16 protein-coding genes and 1 tRNA gene are annotated in these 16476 nt (G+C 62.8%); 2 read left to right on the forward strand and 15 right to left on the reverse strand.

The window, feature by feature from the left end; genetic code table 11:
• Positions 1-42 precede the first annotated feature (42 nt).
• The 12 genes from GY791_15520 to GY791_15575 all read right to left on the reverse strand — a co-directional run bounded on the left by GY791_15520 (position 43) and on the right by GY791_15575 (position 11481).
• Complete coding sequence (locus GY791_15520) at positions 43-2046, reverse strand: DUF4445 domain-containing protein (protein ID MCP4329836.1); 2004 nt, start codon at positions 2044-2046, stop codon at positions 43-45.
• A complete protein-coding gene (locus GY791_15525) occupies positions 2039-2935 on the reverse strand; it encodes a dihydropteroate synthase (GenBank protein MCP4329837.1) in 897 nt (298 codons plus the stop codon). Before GY791_15525 ends, GY791_15520 begins: the two co-directional genes overlap by 8 nt.
• Positions 2936-2948: 13 nt before the next feature.
• On the reverse strand, positions 2949-4034 hold the full coding sequence (locus GY791_15530) for a methylenetetrahydrofolate reductase (GenBank protein ID MCP4329838.1): 1086 nt from the start codon (positions 4032-4034) through the stop codon (positions 2949-2951).
• On the reverse strand, positions 4031-4570 hold the full coding sequence (locus GY791_15535; GenBank protein MCP4329839.1) for a methylenetetrahydrofolate reductase: 540 nt from the start codon (positions 4568-4570) through the stop codon (positions 4031-4033). Before GY791_15535 ends, GY791_15530 begins: the two co-directional genes overlap by 4 nt.
• Before the next feature lies 1 nt (position 4571).
• A complete protein-coding gene (locus tag GY791_15540; protein ID MCP4329840.1) occupies positions 4572-4874 on the reverse strand; it encodes a hypothetical protein in 303 nt (100 codons plus the stop codon).
• The gene (locus tag GY791_15545) at positions 4843-5469 is read right to left on the reverse strand and encodes a DUF1638 domain-containing protein (GenBank protein ID MCP4329841.1); all 627 of its coding nucleotides are present in this window, start codon (positions 5467-5469) and stop codon (positions 4843-4845) included. Before GY791_15545 ends, GY791_15540 begins: the two co-directional genes overlap by 32 nt.
• 4 nt (positions 5470-5473) lie before the next feature.
• Entirely contained in the window at positions 5474-6190 is a 717-nt protein-coding gene (locus tag GY791_15550) for a cobalamin-binding protein (GenBank protein MCP4329842.1), read from the reverse strand.
• A 187-nt stretch (positions 6191-6377) separates the two neighbouring features.
• Positions 6378-7208 (reverse strand): ABC transporter permease, encoded by an 831-nt coding sequence (locus tag GY791_15555; GenBank protein ID MCP4329843.1) that lies wholly within the window; start codon positions 7206-7208, stop codon positions 6378-6380.
• Positions 7209-7212: 4 nt separating this feature from the next.
• A complete protein-coding gene (locus GY791_15560) occupies positions 7213-8475 on the reverse strand; it encodes an ABC transporter permease (GenBank protein ID MCP4329844.1) in 1263 nt (420 codons plus the stop codon).
• A gap of 149 nt (positions 8476-8624) precedes the next feature.
• A complete protein-coding gene (locus tag GY791_15565) occupies positions 8625-9707 on the reverse strand; it encodes an ABC transporter substrate-binding protein (protein ID MCP4329845.1) in 1083 nt (360 codons plus the stop codon).
• Between the two features lie 96 nt (positions 9708-9803).
• Positions 9804-10922, reverse strand: a complete 1119-nt coding sequence (locus GY791_15570) for an ABC transporter ATP-binding protein (GenBank protein MCP4329846.1) — start codon at positions 10920-10922, stop codon at positions 9804-9806.
• A 175-nt stretch (positions 10923-11097) separates the two neighbouring features.
• Positions 11098-11481: a hypothetical protein gene (locus GY791_15575; GenBank protein ID MCP4329847.1), complete on the reverse strand. Its 384-nt coding sequence runs from the start codon at positions 11479-11481 to the stop codon at positions 11098-11100.
• Positions 11482-11792: 311 nt separating this feature from the next.
• Between GY791_15575 and GY791_15580 the strand changes: the two genes are divergently transcribed.
• Positions 11793-13328 carry a trimethylamine methyltransferase family protein gene (locus tag GY791_15580; GenBank protein ID MCP4329848.1) on the forward strand — a complete coding sequence of 512 codons (1536 nt, stop codon included), beginning with the start codon at positions 11793-11795 and terminating at the stop codon, positions 13326-13328.
• Between the two features lie 71 nt (positions 13329-13399).
• On the forward strand, positions 13400-14425 hold the full coding sequence (gene bmt / locus GY791_15585) for a betaine--homocysteine S-methyltransferase (protein ID MCP4329849.1): 1026 nt from the start codon (positions 13400-13402) through the stop codon (positions 14423-14425).
• Here the strand turns inward: bmt and GY791_15590 are convergent.
• The 3 genes from GY791_15590 to GY791_15600 form a co-directional block, all read right to left on the reverse strand.
• Positions 14422-15048 (reverse strand): hypothetical protein, encoded by a 627-nt coding sequence (locus GY791_15590; GenBank protein MCP4329850.1) that lies wholly within the window; start codon positions 15046-15048, stop codon positions 14422-14424. The genes bmt and GY791_15590 overlap by 4 nt on opposite strands.
• Complete coding sequence (locus tag GY791_15595) at positions 15045-16220, reverse strand: hypothetical protein (GenBank protein ID MCP4329851.1); 1176 nt, start codon at positions 16218-16220, stop codon at positions 15045-15047. The genes GY791_15590 and GY791_15595 overlap by 4 nt, the downstream gene beginning before the upstream one ends.
• Positions 16221-16345: 125 nt before the next feature.
• A tRNA-Gly gene (locus GY791_15600) sits at positions 16346-16420 on the reverse strand.
• Between the last annotated feature and the right edge of the window lie 56 nt (positions 16421-16476).

The raw sequence follows: 16476 nt of genomic DNA on the forward strand, positions 1-16476 counted from the left end.
GACCCCGCGAAAGCGAAGAAACGATGGCAAACGCCGGCGGCGTTAACCGCTCCGCCGGCGGCCGCGGCGGCGCTCGCGGGCATCGGCGAGCTGTTTGGGCTCGGGCAGCTTGACCGCTTGAGCGAGGTGGGGAAACGAATGGGACGAATGGGGAATCCCCATGGCGCCGACGAAATGCGCCTGGAAGGTCGGTTCGACTGCGGTCTCGACCTTTTCGACGCGGCGAATGACTTGTTCGATCTCGTCCCGCGCCCGCTGGTTGAGCAGAGCGATCAGGGCCCCGGTGCCGGCCGCGTTGCCCGCCGACGACACTTTCTTGAGGTCGCAGTCGGGGATGAGGCCCAGTACCATCGCGTATTTGACATCGATATGGCTGCCGAAGGCGCCGGCCAGAACGATGCGGTCCACGGCCTCGATACCGAGCCGGTCCATCAACAGCCGCGCGCCGGCATAGAGCGCCGCCTTGGCAAGCTGGATCGCGCGGACATCGTTCTGGGTGATGCGCACGCGCGGCTCGCCGTCCCGCAGCAGATAGGCAAAGGTGCGACCGTCGCTCTCGATCCGCGGACTGCGCGCGGCCATTTCGCCGTCGATGGTGCCGTCGGTGGAAAGGATTCCGGCGAGGTACATCTCGGCCAGAACCTCGATGATGCCGGAGCCGCAAATACCGGTCACCCCGGTCTGGGCGGTCGCGGCATCGAATCCGTCCTCGTTCGACCACAAGTCGCAGCCGATAACCTTGTAGCGCGGCTCCAAGGTTTCGGGCTCGATGCGCACCCGCTCGATGGCACCGGGCGCGGCACGTTGACCGGCGGCGATTTGCGCGCCCTCGAAGGCGGGCCCGGTCGGCGACGACGCCGCCAACAGCTTGTCCTTGTTGCCGAGGACGATCTCCGCATTGGTGCCGACATCGACGACCAACATGATCTCATCGGACAAATGCGGCCCCTCGGACAGGATCACACCCGCGGTGTCGGCCCCCACGTGCCCGGCTATGCAGGGCAGGAAATAGGCGCGCCCGTCCGGATTGATGTTGCAGTCGATCTCGGTGGCCCACAGGGTTATGCCGGAATTGGCCGCCAGCGCGAATGGCGCGCCGCCGAGCTCGGTCGGGTCAATGCCGAGCAACAGGTGATGCATGATCGGATTGCCGACAAAGGTGGCATTCAGAATTTCGACGATATCGACCCGGGCCACCGCTGCGACTTCGTCGATCAGCGCGTTGATCGCGGTGCGCACTTCGCGGGTCATCTCGGCGTCGCCGCCGGGGTTCATCATGACGTAGGACACGCGGCTCATCAGATCCTCGCCGAAGCGGATCTGGGGGTTCATCCGGCCGGCCGAGGCGACCACCTTTCCGGTCGACAGATTGGCCAAATGGGCGGCGATCGTGGTCGAGCCGACGTCGACCGCCAGGCCGAAGGCGCGGTCGTGGAACCCCGGCCAAATATAGGTAATGCGTTGCCCGCGGTGGACGGCGACGGTGACTTTCCAGTTGCCCTCGCGCAAGGTCTTTTGCAGCTTCTGCAAGGTGCGGAGATCGCACTCCAAAGCCGGCAGATCCCACTGCGCCGCCAACGCGCGCTGCAAGCGTTCGAGGTCGCCGGTGGGATTGTGCATGTCGGGTTCTTCGACCTCGACATAGTGGAGGCGGATGGCGGGGTCGACATGGATGTCACGGGCCTCCGCCCGCTTGCGCACGACCTGTTTGTGAACCTGGCTTTCCGGCGGCACATCGACCACGAGGTCGCCGGTGATCACCGCCTGACAGCTCAGCCGCCGGTCGGCCGCCAAATTCCGGCGATCGGCGTAGTTCTGCTCGACTTCGTTTATCGAGCTCAGATTCTCGGCGCTGCTGGTGATCCCATGCTTGGCGAAGGATCCCTCGCTAACCGTGATCTGGCAGCGACCGCACAGCGCCCGCCCGCCGCACACCGAATCGATATCGACTCCGAGCTGGCGGGCGGCGGTGAGAACGGCGGTCCCGGTGGGGAACCGGCCCCGCTTCCCGGACGGGACGAAAACGACGAGCGCGTCGTCAGGCACGACGGCGACGCCCTTCGCGACGACGCGGTTCGGCGCCTTCGGCGAGTGGTTCGCGGAACTTGCGAATCCAGGCCCGGCAGTCGCGGTCGCGGCCCATAACGATATTGGCCCCCATCACCGCGGTCATTTCCTCGGTGTGGAGCGGGTTGGTGATGGCCGAGGTCAACCCGGCGCCAATCGACATCGACAGAAATGCCGCGTTGAGGCCGTGGCGGTTTGGCAGTCCGAAGCTGAAATTCGACGCACCGCACGTCGTATTGACCTGCAATTCCTCGCGCAGGCGGCGGATCAACCGCATCAATTGGCGGCCCGCATCGCCGAGTGCGCCGACCGGCATGACCAGCGGGTCGACAACGATATCGGCGTGCGAGATGCCGAAATCCTCGGCTCGCTCGACGATCTTCTTGGCGACTTCGAATCGGACATCGGGATCCTCGGAGATGCCGGTCTCGTCGTTGGAGATGGCGACCACCGCCGCACCGTATTTTTTGACCAGGGGCAACACCGTCTCAAGGCGTTCATCCTCGCCGGTCACCGAATTGACCAGCGCCTTGCCTTGATAGACCGAGAGGCCGGCCTCCAACGCCGCGACGATCGACGAATCGATCGACAACGGGACATCGGTCAGCGATTGCACCAGCTGAACGCACTCGGCGAGGATTCGCGGCTCGTCGGCGAGCGGAATGCCGGCGTTGACGTCGAGCATCTGCGCGCCGGCTTCGACCTGGGCGATGGCGTCGGCCGTGACCCGGCTGTAGTCGCCGTGGCGCATCTCCTCGGCCAGCAACTTGCGGCCGGTCGGGTTGATGCGCTCGCCGATGATGACGAACGGCCGGTCGAAACCGATCACGACCTCCTTGGTCGCGGAACTTAGGATGGTATCGGTCATTGGAGGCCTTCTCCTATGCTTGCTCGCTGCTGCCCGCCGCCGGGGTCGTTTGTTCCCCGGCGTGGGCAACGATTTCGGATACGGTTTCGACGACAAACGGATCGTCGGGCTTGGGTTCCTTGGTCCACGGCCGGCGGCCCTTGAGCACACCCGACTCGTGAACGATCTCCGCGACCAGCTCTTCTTGGCGATAGGCCATGACGTGGACCCCGGCGACGCCCGGGATTTCGCGCACCTCTTGGATAATGTCAATGCATAGCTGCTTGCCTTCACGCTTTTGTTTTTCCGCCCCTTCGAGGCGGGCAATCACGGCATCGGGAATGTGAATGCCGGGAACATTGGAGCGGATCCATTTCGCCGCCCGGGCCGAGGCCAATGGTCCGGCGCCGACCAGGATAAAGCATTCCTTATCGAGGCCCATGTCGCGCACACGGTCCATATAGGCCCTCAACATGGGTACGTCGAAACAGTACTGGCTCTGCACGAACTGAGCGCCGGCGGCGATTTTCTTGGCCAGGCGGTATGGCCGGAAGTCATAGGGCGGCGCGAAGGGGTTGATGGCGGCGCCGAGAAAGACCTGCGGTGGCAGATCGATCTTGCGGCCGGAAAGAAATTGCGATTCGTCACGCATGGTGCGGATGGTCTCCAGCAGCGACATGCAATCGAAATCGAATACCGGCTTGGCGCCCGGTTGATCGCCGGCCTGGACCCCGTCCCCGGTCAGGCACAGGACGTTGCCCACACCCATCGCCGACGCACCCAGCACATCGCCCTGGATCGCGATCCGGTTTCGGTCGCGACAGGAGATCTGCATGATCGGCGCATAGCCGACACGGGTAAGCAGGGCGCAGATACCGACGCTCGACATGTGGCAGTTGGCGCCGGAGCCATCGGTGGCATTGATGCCGTCGACCCAACCATCGAACACCGCACCGCGGTCGTAAACCTCCTGGGGGTCGGCGGAATCCGGCGGATTGAGCTCGGCTGTGACGGCGAATTCGCCGCGTCGCAGGATGCGTTCGAGCCGTCCGCGCGAGCTATGTCCCGGAAGCGGATCGAGCGGCGCCTCGGGATCATGGAACAGAAAGTCGCCGGTCATGACCGCGGCTCCGGCGCGCCGGCCTCCCGCGCCCGCGCGGCCTCGGCGGTAACCCGCAGCCACGACGACGTGTTCCACAGGCTCTGATCGGCCGGTTTCTGCACTTCCATGATGCTGTCGCCATCGCGCATTTGGCGACTGCCCAACCATGCCTGGACCCAGACGCACGGCATCTCGGGCTCGACCTCGCAGTGGCCGTTTTCGCGCACCCCGCCACAAGGCCCATTGCGTAGGCCCTTGGGGCAGTTCATCGGGCACGACATGCCGGTCGTCGACAATGCGCACTGGCCGCACATCCGGCAATCGAAGAGCAGCGATTTGACCGCTCTTTCGACCGCCACTACCGGCCGCTCGACGCGGCGATAGCCGATCGCGTTCCACAGCGGATGGAGGTGCAGCATGGCATCGGCAAACGTGCGGTAGATGGTTTCGAGGAAGCGGGCGTGGCGGACCGACCACAGCCGGATCGAGTAGCGCGCCCGCGTGCGCCCGACCTGGCTGACCCCCGAGGGTTCGTACGCCGAGGCGCTTGTCATATCAGACCGCCTCTTGTCCGCCCGCGGCGACCAATCGCGTTAGTCGTTCATCGTCGTATTCGGCCTCAAGCGCTGCCGCGGCCTTTCCGGCTTCCGCGTCGACGTCGTCGGCGCAATCGACGGGCTCGGCACGCCGCCATTCGGCAAGGTAGGAATCGGTGTCGCTCAACTTGGCCTTCAACGCAGCGCGGTCGATCGATTTCTCGAAGCGTTCCGACAACGGCACGCGCGCCGTACGACGACCCGCTTTGACCGTGACCTGCGCCGGAATGTCACGCCAATAGACGATCGTCAACTTCGCCATTCTCGTTCCTCGGTTCGAGAAAGGCGGCAAGGCCGCCCATCCCGGTGAATCGGTATTCGTAACAAAGGCCGAGACGTTCCGCGGCCTGCTGCGCCTTGGCCGCCAACGTCGCGTCCTCGACCTGGGCCAAATAAACCAAACGCCGGTAATTGCCGAAATATTCTTCGAGCAGTTGAGGATAGCGGTCGATGCCCAGGCCCTTGATGATCAGGGTGTCGAAATGACGCGCCAAATAATCGGTTAGAAAGAATGTCCCCGGTTCCTCGTCCATCATGGCATCGAACTCGGAAAGTCCGCTGTAGAAGCCGTAGCAATGGGTGCCCGCGATGCGTTCGACGCCCTCCTCTTCGAGTACTGCGTCGAGATGGCCGCCGGTGCCGCAGTCGGCATAAAGGACCATGATGCGGTCGTAGTCGGGGCGCACCGCGCGAATCTTGTCGCGCACCGCACTTGCAATCCGTTCCGGACGGTTATGCAGGTCGGCCGGCAGACAGGTCACCGCATAATCGGTCCAGCCATTGGCCTGGATCAGCGCTATGATTTCACGCGCGAGGGCCCCGCACGCGATCAGAATGGTGCGCGGCCGTTCGGGCATTCAATTATCCTCCGGCGGAAGCCTGCGCATCGACCGAACCCTGTCGGCGGGCCATGAAGCTCTTGGCCGTCTCGACGGCGACCGCGGCATCGCGGCAATAGGCGTCGGCGCCGATGTTCTCGGCGAATTCCTCGTTGAGCGGCGCACCGCCGACGAGCACGATGTAGTCGTTGCGAATACCCATTTCCTTCAAGGTGTCGATGACGACTTTCATGTACGGCATGGTCGTCGTCAGCAGCGCCGACATGCCGAGAATATCCGGTTGGTGTTCTTCGATCGCCGCGAGGTAGTTTTCGACCGGGTTGTTGATGCCGATGTCGATTACCTCGAACCCGGCACCCTCCATCATCATCCCGACCAGGTTCTTGCCGATATCGTGGATGTCCCCCTTCACGGTGCCGATGACCATCTTGCCCATCTTGGGTGCACCGGTCTCGGCCAGAAGCGGGCGCAATATCTTCATGCCTGTCTTCATCGCATTGGCGGCGAGAAGCACTTCGGGGACGAACAGAATACCGTCGCGGAAGTCGATGCCGACGATCCGCATGCCTTCGACCAAGGCCTTGGTCAGAGTGTCATAGGGGGTCCAGCCGCGGCCGAGCAGGATCTGGGTGCCTTCGGCAATCTCATCGGCAAGACCGTCATAGAGGTCCTCATGCATCTGTTGCACGAGTTCGTCGTCGTCCAGCGTGTTCAGGTCAAGTTCTTGTTCATCAGTCATGCAAACACACTCCCCCGGCACAATCATGCGGGAATGATGATCTCGACACTCCCGGCATAGGCACTGTTGGCATCCCGCGCTGTCGCGCCGTAGACATGATATCTCCGGAACACGACATCAACCGCGTCAAAACCCTTTATCAGCAATGAATTGGCGTGGAAATATGAAGATTTCCGCGAACAGACCGCTAGTTCCGGATACCGCGCATCCGCTCGTTGCGACGCCGCAACAACTCGAGGGACGTCAGCAAGGCGATCGATATCGCGACCAGAATGGTCGCCACCGCCAAAATGGTGGGACTGATCTGTTCTCGGATGCCCGACCACATCTGCCGCGGAATCGTGCGTTCCTCGACGCCGCCCAGGAACAGTACGACGACGACCTCGTCGAACGACGTGACAAAGGCGAACAGAGCCCCGGAAATCATCCCCGGCAGCACCAGCGGCATGGTCACCTTGAAGAAGGTACGCGTCGCATTCGACCCCAAATTTGCCGACGCGCGGGTCAGCGAATGGTCGAATCCGACAAGTGTCGCGGTCACCGTAATGACGACGAACGGCGTGCCAAGGACGGTGTGCGCGATGATCAGGCCGGGCAGGTTGTTGGTCAGCCCAAGCTTCACATAAAAGAAATACATGCCGACGGCGGTAATCACGATCGGCACGATCATCGGTGAAATGAGGAGGCCCATGATCAGGCTCTTATAGGGTAGGTTCGCCTTGCTGAGCCCGAGCGCCGCGATGGTCCCAAGAGTGGTCGCCAATATGGTCGCGAAGAAGGCGATGATGACGCTGTTCTTGACCGCCAGCAGCCACAATTCGTTGTCCAGGATGTCCTGGTACCAGCGCATGCTGTAGCCAGGAATCGGATAGGTAAAATAGGGCTCGGAATTGAACGACAGCGGAATGATGACCAGGATCGGCAAGATCAGGAACAACAGGATCAGGCCGCAAATCACACGGAAACCGTAATACCAAGTCCGGCCAAGCGGTCCGACATAGGGTGGTAGAGCGGCCATCGTCTTATCCCAGTTTCATGTTGTCGATGCCGACGATACGGTTGTAGATCAAGTAGACCGCCAACACGCATCCAAGCAGGATTGCGCCGAGCGCCGAGGCGAGGCCCCAATTCAACGACCGGTTGGTGTGGTCGGCAATAAAGTAGCTGATCATCTGATCGGTCGGCCCGCCGACCAGCGCCGGCGTGATGTAGTAACCGAGGGCGAGGATGAAGACGAGAATCCCGCCGGCGCCGATGCCGGGTACCGTCTGCGGGAAGTAAACCCGCCAGAACACGGTCCAATCGGTGCCGCCGAGCGACTTCGCCGCCCGCACATAGGCCGGCGAGATATTCTTCATCACACTGAAGATCGGCAGGATCATGAACGGCAACAGGATGTGGGTCATCGCCACGACGACGCCGAATCGATTGAAGATCAGCTGTATTCGCTCGCTGATGATATGAGTGAACACCAAGACGTCGTTGAGCACACCTTCGGTCTGCAGCACCACGACCCATGCCGTGGTCCGGACCAGCAACGAGGTCCAGAACGGGAGCAGCACGAAAATCATCAGCAGGTTGCTCCATTTGAGCGGCAGGTTGGCCAGCAGGAATGAGACCGGATAGCCGAGCAGGACACACATCGCCGTGACCAGCGTGCTGATCCACAGCGTGCGGATGAAAACGGTGACATAGATCTTTCGGTTATCCGGAACCGAGACGATCCCGCCGAAATCGTCGTAGGACAGGTCGATCGCCGAAAGATAGTGGACCGGCGTAATCTTCGAGCCCAACTGCTTGAACGTCGCCCACACCTCGCGGTCGCCCCAATCCTTGTCGATGTCGAGGAAGATCGTCTTCCAATCTTCCTCCTGATAGGGCCCGGCCTGCATTGTCGAGATCTTGCGCGCCGACTTGGTGAACAGGCTGCGAATGCCACCGGTCTGGAAGTTGAGCTGGGTGGCGACCCCGCCGACCGTGCGAGCCTTGTAGGCTGCCGCGAGCTCGCCCGCGAACGCGTCATAGACCTCTTTCGGCGGCGACGGTGCACCGCTGGGATCCCAGTTCTGGAGCGCTTCGACCGTATCCGGGAATGAGTCGACAATTTCCGGATTGTCGACGCTGCGGAACAACATGGTCCCGATCGGCAAGAAGAAGAAGACAACGATGAACAGGAAAAGCGGCATGACCAGGCCAAAGGCCTTCAATTTGTTGCGCCGCTCGGCCTTCGCCAGCTTCGCCTTGAGCGAACTCGCGTCGGCGACCTGATAGGCGGCGCTTTGCATCGTCGTGCTGGTCATCGCGATCTTCCTCGCAAAACTCGCATACTCACCTTCGGCGCCGACATCCGGGATAATTCCGCCAGCGCCCGGTCACGCGCCGAATCGTACTGTCAAACGAAAGGGAGGGCGGCAAAACCGCCCTCCCGATCGAACTACTTAGCCAACCAAGTGGCGAAGCGCTCGTTGAGTTCGTCGTTGTTGTCGGCCCAGAACTCGAAGTTGTTCTGCAGCGCGCTGCGGAAATTATCCGGCGCCGTCGGCAGGTGCGGTTTCACCTTTTTGCCGACCAACGCGAAGGAAGATTTCCGGACCGGACCGTAGGAGATGTAGTTGGTCTGGTCGGCCAAACGCTGCGAGTCGGTGGAGAACTTGACGAAATCGAGGATCACGTCGAGATTGGGCGCGCCTCTCGGAATCGCCCACAGATCGATGTCCCAGACTTGGCCGTCCCAGACCAGCTGGAAATTCTTGCCCTCCTTGAAGACGGCATTGAACAGTCGACCGTTATAGGCCGAGGTCATCGCGACTTCGCCGTCGGCGAGCATTTGTGGCGGCTGGGCTCCGGCTTCCCACCACACGACACTGTCCTTGATGGTGTCGAGCTTGGCGAAGGCGCGATCGACGCCTTCCTCGGTTTCCAGGACCTCATAGACCTGATCGGCCGGAACGCCGTCGGCCATCAACGCCCATTCCAAATTGACCCGCGGCGATTTGCGCAGGCCGCGCTTGCCCGGGAAATTCTCGGTGTCGAAGAAATCAACAAGAGTCTTCGGCGCGGCGTCGCCCTTCATCTTGTCGCCGTCATAGGCGTAAACCGTCGACCATACGATTTCTCCGACCGCGCAATCGACGAGCGTGTTGGTCAAGAAATCTTGTTCGGCCGGCGTGCCATCGACGCCCGGCGGCAGGATCGAGGCATCGATTTCCTCGAGCAGACCCTCGTCGCAACCCTTGATGGCGTCAGACAGCTCGACGTCGACCAGCGACCACGTCACGTTGCCGGAATCGACCTGCGCCTTCACCTGGGCCAAGCCGCCGTTGTAATCCTCGGACAGCAGCTTGACGTCGGGGTTCTCTGCCATATACGGCTTGTGATAGGCCTCGACCTGGCTCGCCGTATAGGCGCCGCCCCAGGATACGATGGTCAGCGTGGTTTCCGCCGATGCCGCGGTGACCAAGCCAAGGGTGGCTGCACCGGCCACGGCAAACGCCGTACTCTTCAAAACCTGTTTCATTGAACGTCTACTCCCTGAGTTTGCCGGCACGGCCGGCCGTTGACGAGTTCACCTTACATTGCATGGCGCTACAGCGAACGCGCTGCGCACATTTGCTCACACTCCTCCCTCATACACGTCGAGAGCGCGGCAATCTTCCATCGTCCAGCCGAGATTGACGGTCTCGCCCTCCTTGAGGGATTGATGACCGGCCGCATTCGGCACCTTGACGATGATATCGTCATGTCCCAGCAGATTGACGCGGGTGCGGATATGGTCGCCGAGATAAATCAGCTCTTCCACACGAGCGTCGAAATTGTTGGGAAACTTTCCGTCCGGCGGGTTCAGTTCAACCCGCTCGGGACGCAGCGACAGCGTCGTCGCCTCGCCATTCTGGCGCACATTGACAACGAGCGCCTCGACCTCGCCGCCACCCTCGACATCGACCGTGCAACTTTGGCCGTTCATGCTCTTGACCGTACCGAACAGCTTGTTGTTCTCGCCGATGAACTGGGCGACGAATGCGTTGTCCGGCGCCTCGTAGAGGGTATCCGGCGGTGCGAGCTGCTGAATGATGCCGTCGTTGAACACCGCAATTCGGTTCGACATGGTCAGCGCTTCGGATTGGTCGTGGGTAACATAGACCACGGTCACGCCGAGACTCTGGTGGATGTGCTTGATCTCGTACTGCATGTGTTCGCGCAAGTTCTTGTCGAGCGCGCCCAGCGGTTCGTCCATCAGCACCAATTCGGGCTCGAACACCAGCGCACGGGCTAGCGCCACCCGCTGCTGCTGGCCGCCCGACAGCTGTGCCGGCCGGCGGCTGCCGAATTCACCGAGCTGAACCATGTCGAGCGCCCGGTTGACCTTTGTTTCGACGTCGGCCTTGCTCAGTTTCCGAACTTCGAGCGGAAAGGCGAGGTTCTCGGCCACGGTCATATGCGGAAACAGCGCATAGTTCTGGAACACCATGCCGATATTGCGCTTGTGCGGCGAGACATTGTTGATCGGCTTGCCGTTCAACACGATTTCGCCGTGGGTCGCGGTTTCGAACCCGGCCAGCATCATCAGGCACGTCGTCTTACCCGAACCCGATGGCCCAAGCATGGTGACGAACTCGCCGGCGGCGATGTCGAGATTGAGGTTCTTGACGACAAGGATCTCGCCGTCATAGCTCTTCTGTACGTCGACGAAGCGGACATAGGCCTCGTTGCTGCCGCCGCCGCCATCAGTCATTTGCTCAGCCATCGACGTTCACCACCTCTTCCTTTCGGCATAGATCATGCAACTCTTTGCGTTCCATCATTGCGGGCCTACAGGCGCGTATTCAAATACGATTCCTGTCGCATGGTCCGCACATCGACATTGATGATCGCTCCGGCCCCGACAGAGACCGAATCCACGTTGGTGCTCAGGCACAGAAAATCTCTCCGTCGCAGATCCCAGCCTGCTTCTCCCTGACCTTATTCCCGTTCATTGCCGCCGATTGCTTGCTTTCTCGGGCAGTCTTCATCGTTGCCGCTATTATCCACAGTGATCTCGATTCCGCAACAAGACTCACTGTCCGGCTAGCGACGGTCTTTGGTGTCGATGCGACCGTCCGCCCCGCCGAAATCCCCGAGTCTGTTCGAATTAGCGCCGGTTCGACGACTTGCTCCGATCCCCGGCTCCAGGCGCGCAGTCTTATATTTTCCCGATCCCGCGGCGATTCGGCGATGACCGTCGCCCGCCGGCGATCGCCGAGAATTTCGATTTCCAACTCCGTGCCAAGTTCCGACAGCGCCGGACGGACCATACCGAGGGCCAGGCTTTTTCCGTCCGCCACCTGTAATTACCTCTCCCGCATACCCGACCGGCCGGGCCGAATTGGGGCGGCACAAATCCCGTTGCGTCCCGTGTCTAGCCCTGTAGCCTAACGTACCACTAGCATTCGTGCGACTGCCACTAGCGCCAATGCGGCGCCGTGCCCGTCACGGGCACCGCGAGGGCGTGTGGAAATCACAATGAGGCGCGAATGGACTAGTCATTGGGTGCGCCAGCGGCATAGCTTCTGCTTTCGCAGCAGCCTGTCGTTCGCTGCGGTGCATCGACGAGGAGACTTGGATCATGAGCGAAGCCGGAGCGCGTCGTCGCGGTGGACGGGATGCCCGGCGGCAAGCGCAGCCAAGCGCATCAAGCCTGCAACGGCCCTTCATAGTGCGCCGTATCCCGTGCTCCGAGATATTGACCGAGGAAGGTCTCGAGATCATCGAGGCCAATGCCGAGACGATCCTCGAGGAGATCGGTATCGAGTTCCGCGACGACGAGGAATGCCTGCGGCTGTGGAAGGATGCCGGCGCCGATGTGCAGGACAGCCGCGTACACGTGCCGCGCGGCCTCGCCCGCAAGATCCTCGAAACGGCGCCCCGCGAATTTACCCAGCACGCCCGCAATCCGGAACGCAGCGTGAAGATCGGCGGCAACGCTACCGTTTTCGCCCCGGTCTACGGCCCGCCCTTCGTCCGCGACCTCGACAATGGACGGCGCTACGGCACGATCGAGGATTTCCGCAATTTCGTGAAGCTCGCCTATCAGGCGCCGGCGATCCATCATTCCGGCGGCACGGTATGCGAGCCGGTGGATATCCCGGTCAACAAGCGCCACCTTGATATGGTCTATTCGCATATCCGCTACAGCGACAAGCCGTTCATGGGTTCGGTCACCCACCCGGAACGCGCCACTGACACGGTGACGATGGCCAAGCTCGTCTTCGGCGACGACTTCGTCGATGGGAATTGCGTCGTCCTCAGCCTGATCAACGCCAATTCGCCGATGGTATTCGACTCCACCATGCTGGGCGCGCTCAAGAATTACGCCCGCCACAATCAGGCGACCGTGGTCTCGCCTTTTATCCTCGCCGGTGCGATGAGCCCGGTCACGGTGTCGGGAACGCTGGCGCAGCTGTTCGCCGAGGCGCTGGCCGGCATGTGCGTGACGCAGATGGTACGACCCGGATCCCCAGTCGTGTTCGGAACCTTTGCCAGTTCGATCTCGATGCAATCGGGGGCGCCCACCTTTGGCACGCCGGAGCCGGCCCTGGTTCTCTTCGGCGCCGCCCAATTGGCGCGGCGGCTTGGTGTTCCATTCCGGAGCGGTGGCTCGCTGTGCGGATCCAAGATCGCCGACGCCCAGGCCGCCTATGAAAGCGCGCAAACGCTGTTGCCGACGCTGCTCGGCGGCGTCAACTTCGTGCTGCACGCCGCCGGCTGGCTCGAGGGCGGGCTGTCCTCCAGCTACGAAAAGTTCGTCATGGACGCCGACCAATTGGGCATGATGCAGGTCATGGCGGAAGGCATAGACCTATCCGAGAACGGGCAGGCCATGGACGCGATCCGCGAGGTCGGCCCGGGCGCCCACTATCTCGGCTGCGACCACACCCAGCGCAACTTCAAGACCGCCTTCTACCGCTCGAACATCGCCGACAACAACAGCTTCGAGCAATGGGAAGCCGATGGCGGCCTCGACGCGGCACAACGGGCGAATGTGGTGTGGAAGCGCTGGCTCGCGGAATATCAGGCGCCGCCGCTCGATCCGGCGATCGACGAGGCGTTGCTGGCGTTCATGAGCGAGAAAAAAGATTCGATGCCCGACGCCTTCGCCTGATTGCGGAAACGCCGCCCGTGGGGTAACAACGCCGCCGTCGTCACGGCATGACGGACCAATCTTGGGCTTGGATGACCGACCGCATTCGCGACCTCCTCGATGAAAAAGGGCTGCTGCTCGCCGATGGCGCGACGGGCACGAATCTCTTTGCCCGGGGCCTGGTCTCGGGTGAAGCCCCCGAGCTGTGGAACATCGATCGGCCCGACGAAGTCAAGGCCCTGCACCAAGGCTTCGTCGATGCCGGCTCGGATATCATCCTGACCAACACCTTCGGCGGCAATCGTCATCGCCTCAAATTGCATGGCGCCGAGGACCGCATGGCGGAGCTGAACGCGGTCGCCGTGACCTTGGCGCGGGCAGTGGCCGACGGGGCCGGTCGTCCCGTCGTCGTCGCGGGCTCGATGGGCCCGACCGGTGAACTGATCCAACCTCTCGGCGCGCTGTCTCCGGAGGACGCGCGCGACGCCTATGCCGAGCAGGCGGCCGCGCTCGCCGCCGCCGGCGTGGATGTGCTGTGGATCGAGACCCTGTCGGCAGCCGAGGAGCTTAGCGCCGCCATCACCGGCGCGGCGGTCGCCGGACTGCCCACCGTCTGCACCATGACCTTCGACAGCGCCGGCCGCACCATGATGGGGCTCTTGCCCAACGCCTATGCCCGGCTCTGCGGCGAGCTTCAACCGCCGCCATTCGCCTATGGCGCCAATTGCGGGGTCGGGGCGCCCGAGCTGCTGCATACGCTCCTCGGCATGAAGAGTGCCGCCGACGCCGACGACATCCTCATCGCCAAAGCCAATTGCGGCATACCGCAATATGTCGACGGTGCCCTGGTCTATAGCGGCACCGTAGAGATCATGGCCGACTATGCCCGCTTGGCGCGCGATATCGGTGCGCGGATTATCGGCGGCTGTTGCGGCACGACGGCGACCCACGTGCAAGCGATGCGCGCGGCACTCGATCATGGCCCTGCCGGACTGGTGCCGGACCTGACACAGATTTCCGCTCGCATGGGTACGCCCTGGGCCGGCCTTGCCATAGCGGAAGGCGGAGACAATGCCGCGCCACGGCCGCGACGGCGTTCCCGCCGCCGGGCAGATTAGCGCCGCGTCGCCGCCCGCCGCCCGGCGGCAAAACGGACGGCCTGGATTGCCGCCATCGCCACGGCAACGATGGGCAGATACGGGTCGGTGACGTAGTCCCACAGATTGGGCGATCCGAAAAACCCGACCTGATAGGCCAGAACGGCACAAACCAGCACCCACGCGGCGGCGCGGCGACCGGCCGCCCACATACCGATGGTAACGACCAATAGGACGACGGCCAGGGTCATCGGGGCATAGCCCCAGCGATAGAGATCGACGGGAAGAAATCCCAACGCCGACGGATACAGGGCCACGGCGAGCAAGGCACCGACGGCGATCAGCGCGTTCCGGTTGCGCCGATCGAGGAGCGCCGACCAAGCGCCGACCGGCCCGAGCGACACCGAAACGAGCAGCGCGAGCGTGGGGACGCTCAGGCCGCCAATGACGACATGCGCATATCCAGCGAGAGGGACTTCGTTTACCGGGATCAGGACGGCAACCACGCACACCACCGCGACTGCAATTCGCGCGCCAACGCCGCCGCCGAACCGGCGCGCCGCGGCCTGCGACACGGCGAGCACGAGCAGATACGGTCCGAGATAAGCCGGACCGTGGATCAGCACCGCGGAGATTTCGCTCATGATCCCAACGCGCCGTCGAGCCAGGCTTGGTTGAAGGTCACGTGCTCGATGGCGGCGCGGGCATAGCTGTAGAAAAGGTGATAGAGGCCGTCGCTGGTGCGCAACAGATACGGATAGGACACGGTGAACGGCCGGTCGGGCCAGGGCGGCACCCACGGGTCCGGGCTTTCGTCGATCCGCACCCGGGCCGGCCATGTCTCGCCGCCATCGCCCGATAGCGCGAGGTCCAAATTGGCGCGCCAGCCTTGGTGATCGTTCCACGCCATCAGAACGGTGTCGCCTTGCGTACGCAGGCCGGCGACCGACGCGCGCGGATTGATCAGGTTGGTGGCGATCGTATCGCTCCACGTCCGTCCGCCGTCATCGGTCCGCGCCAACATGACGCGGTACGGCGGCACGGCTGGCCGCATTAGCGCGATCGCGCGCCGCGCATCGAGTGGCACCACCGATGGCTGTATCGATTGCCGACCACGGGTTATGCGAACCTTGTCGATGATCGATCCATCTTCATCGAGCACCGCCAACTCGCTCATCTTGCGAAACGTCTCGTGATAGATCGGCAACCCGATCCGGCCATCGCGATAGTGAATGGGAGCGCCTCGGACGAGCGTGCTGAAATTCCAGCCCGGGACGGTATAGAGGCGGCGCGGCGGCGACCATGTGCCACCGTCGTCGGCGGATACGATGAATTCCACCCAGGCGGTGCTCCAGCCGCCGACCGTGGCGACATACAACAACCAAATCCGCCCTTTCCGGTCGCGGGTGAGGACAGGGTTCCCTATCGATTTCACGTACAGCCCGGAGGCATCTCGCGACGCCGCACGGTCGACGATCCGGCGCGCCGCGGTCCATGACCGGCCGCCGTCCGACGAGCGCGACAGATAAACGCCGACGTCTTGGGCCCGTTCCCGGGTGCCGCCGAACCAGGCGGCGAGGAGAACACCCGGTTCGACTTCCACCGCGCTCGGCGCATGCACGATTTCGGTGGGGAACGATTCGACAAGCGGTTGGGCCGTAAAAACCGGCGTCGGCACCGCATCGACCGGCGTTGCGACCATCGGTTCGTCGGCGATCTCCCACGCAAAATCGCTGCCCGGCGCATTCAGTGCGAACGGCGCGAACGCCGCGAGGACGGCGGCGCAGAAGATGATCGTCGAAATACCCTTGTTCATATCCCGCGCCCGCGCCCCGGCCACGTCTCATGCGACGCCGGCTGGCCGGCGCGGCGGGCGGCAAAGGCCGACCACATGGCTCGACACCGCGACGGCCGACCGCGCGGCGAATAACCACCGGGGAATGGAGCGGGCGACCGGGATCGAACCGGCGACATTCAGCTTGGGAAGCTGACGTTCTACCACTGAACTACGCCCGCATGCTCGACAGAGCCCCGGCGGAGGAGGAATTATAGGAGGCGCACCCAATGCCGCA

The organism is Alphaproteobacteria bacterium, from assembly GCA_024244705.1.
GTDB lineage: Bacteria > Pseudomonadota > Alphaproteobacteria > JAAEOK01 > JAAEOK01 > JAAEOK01.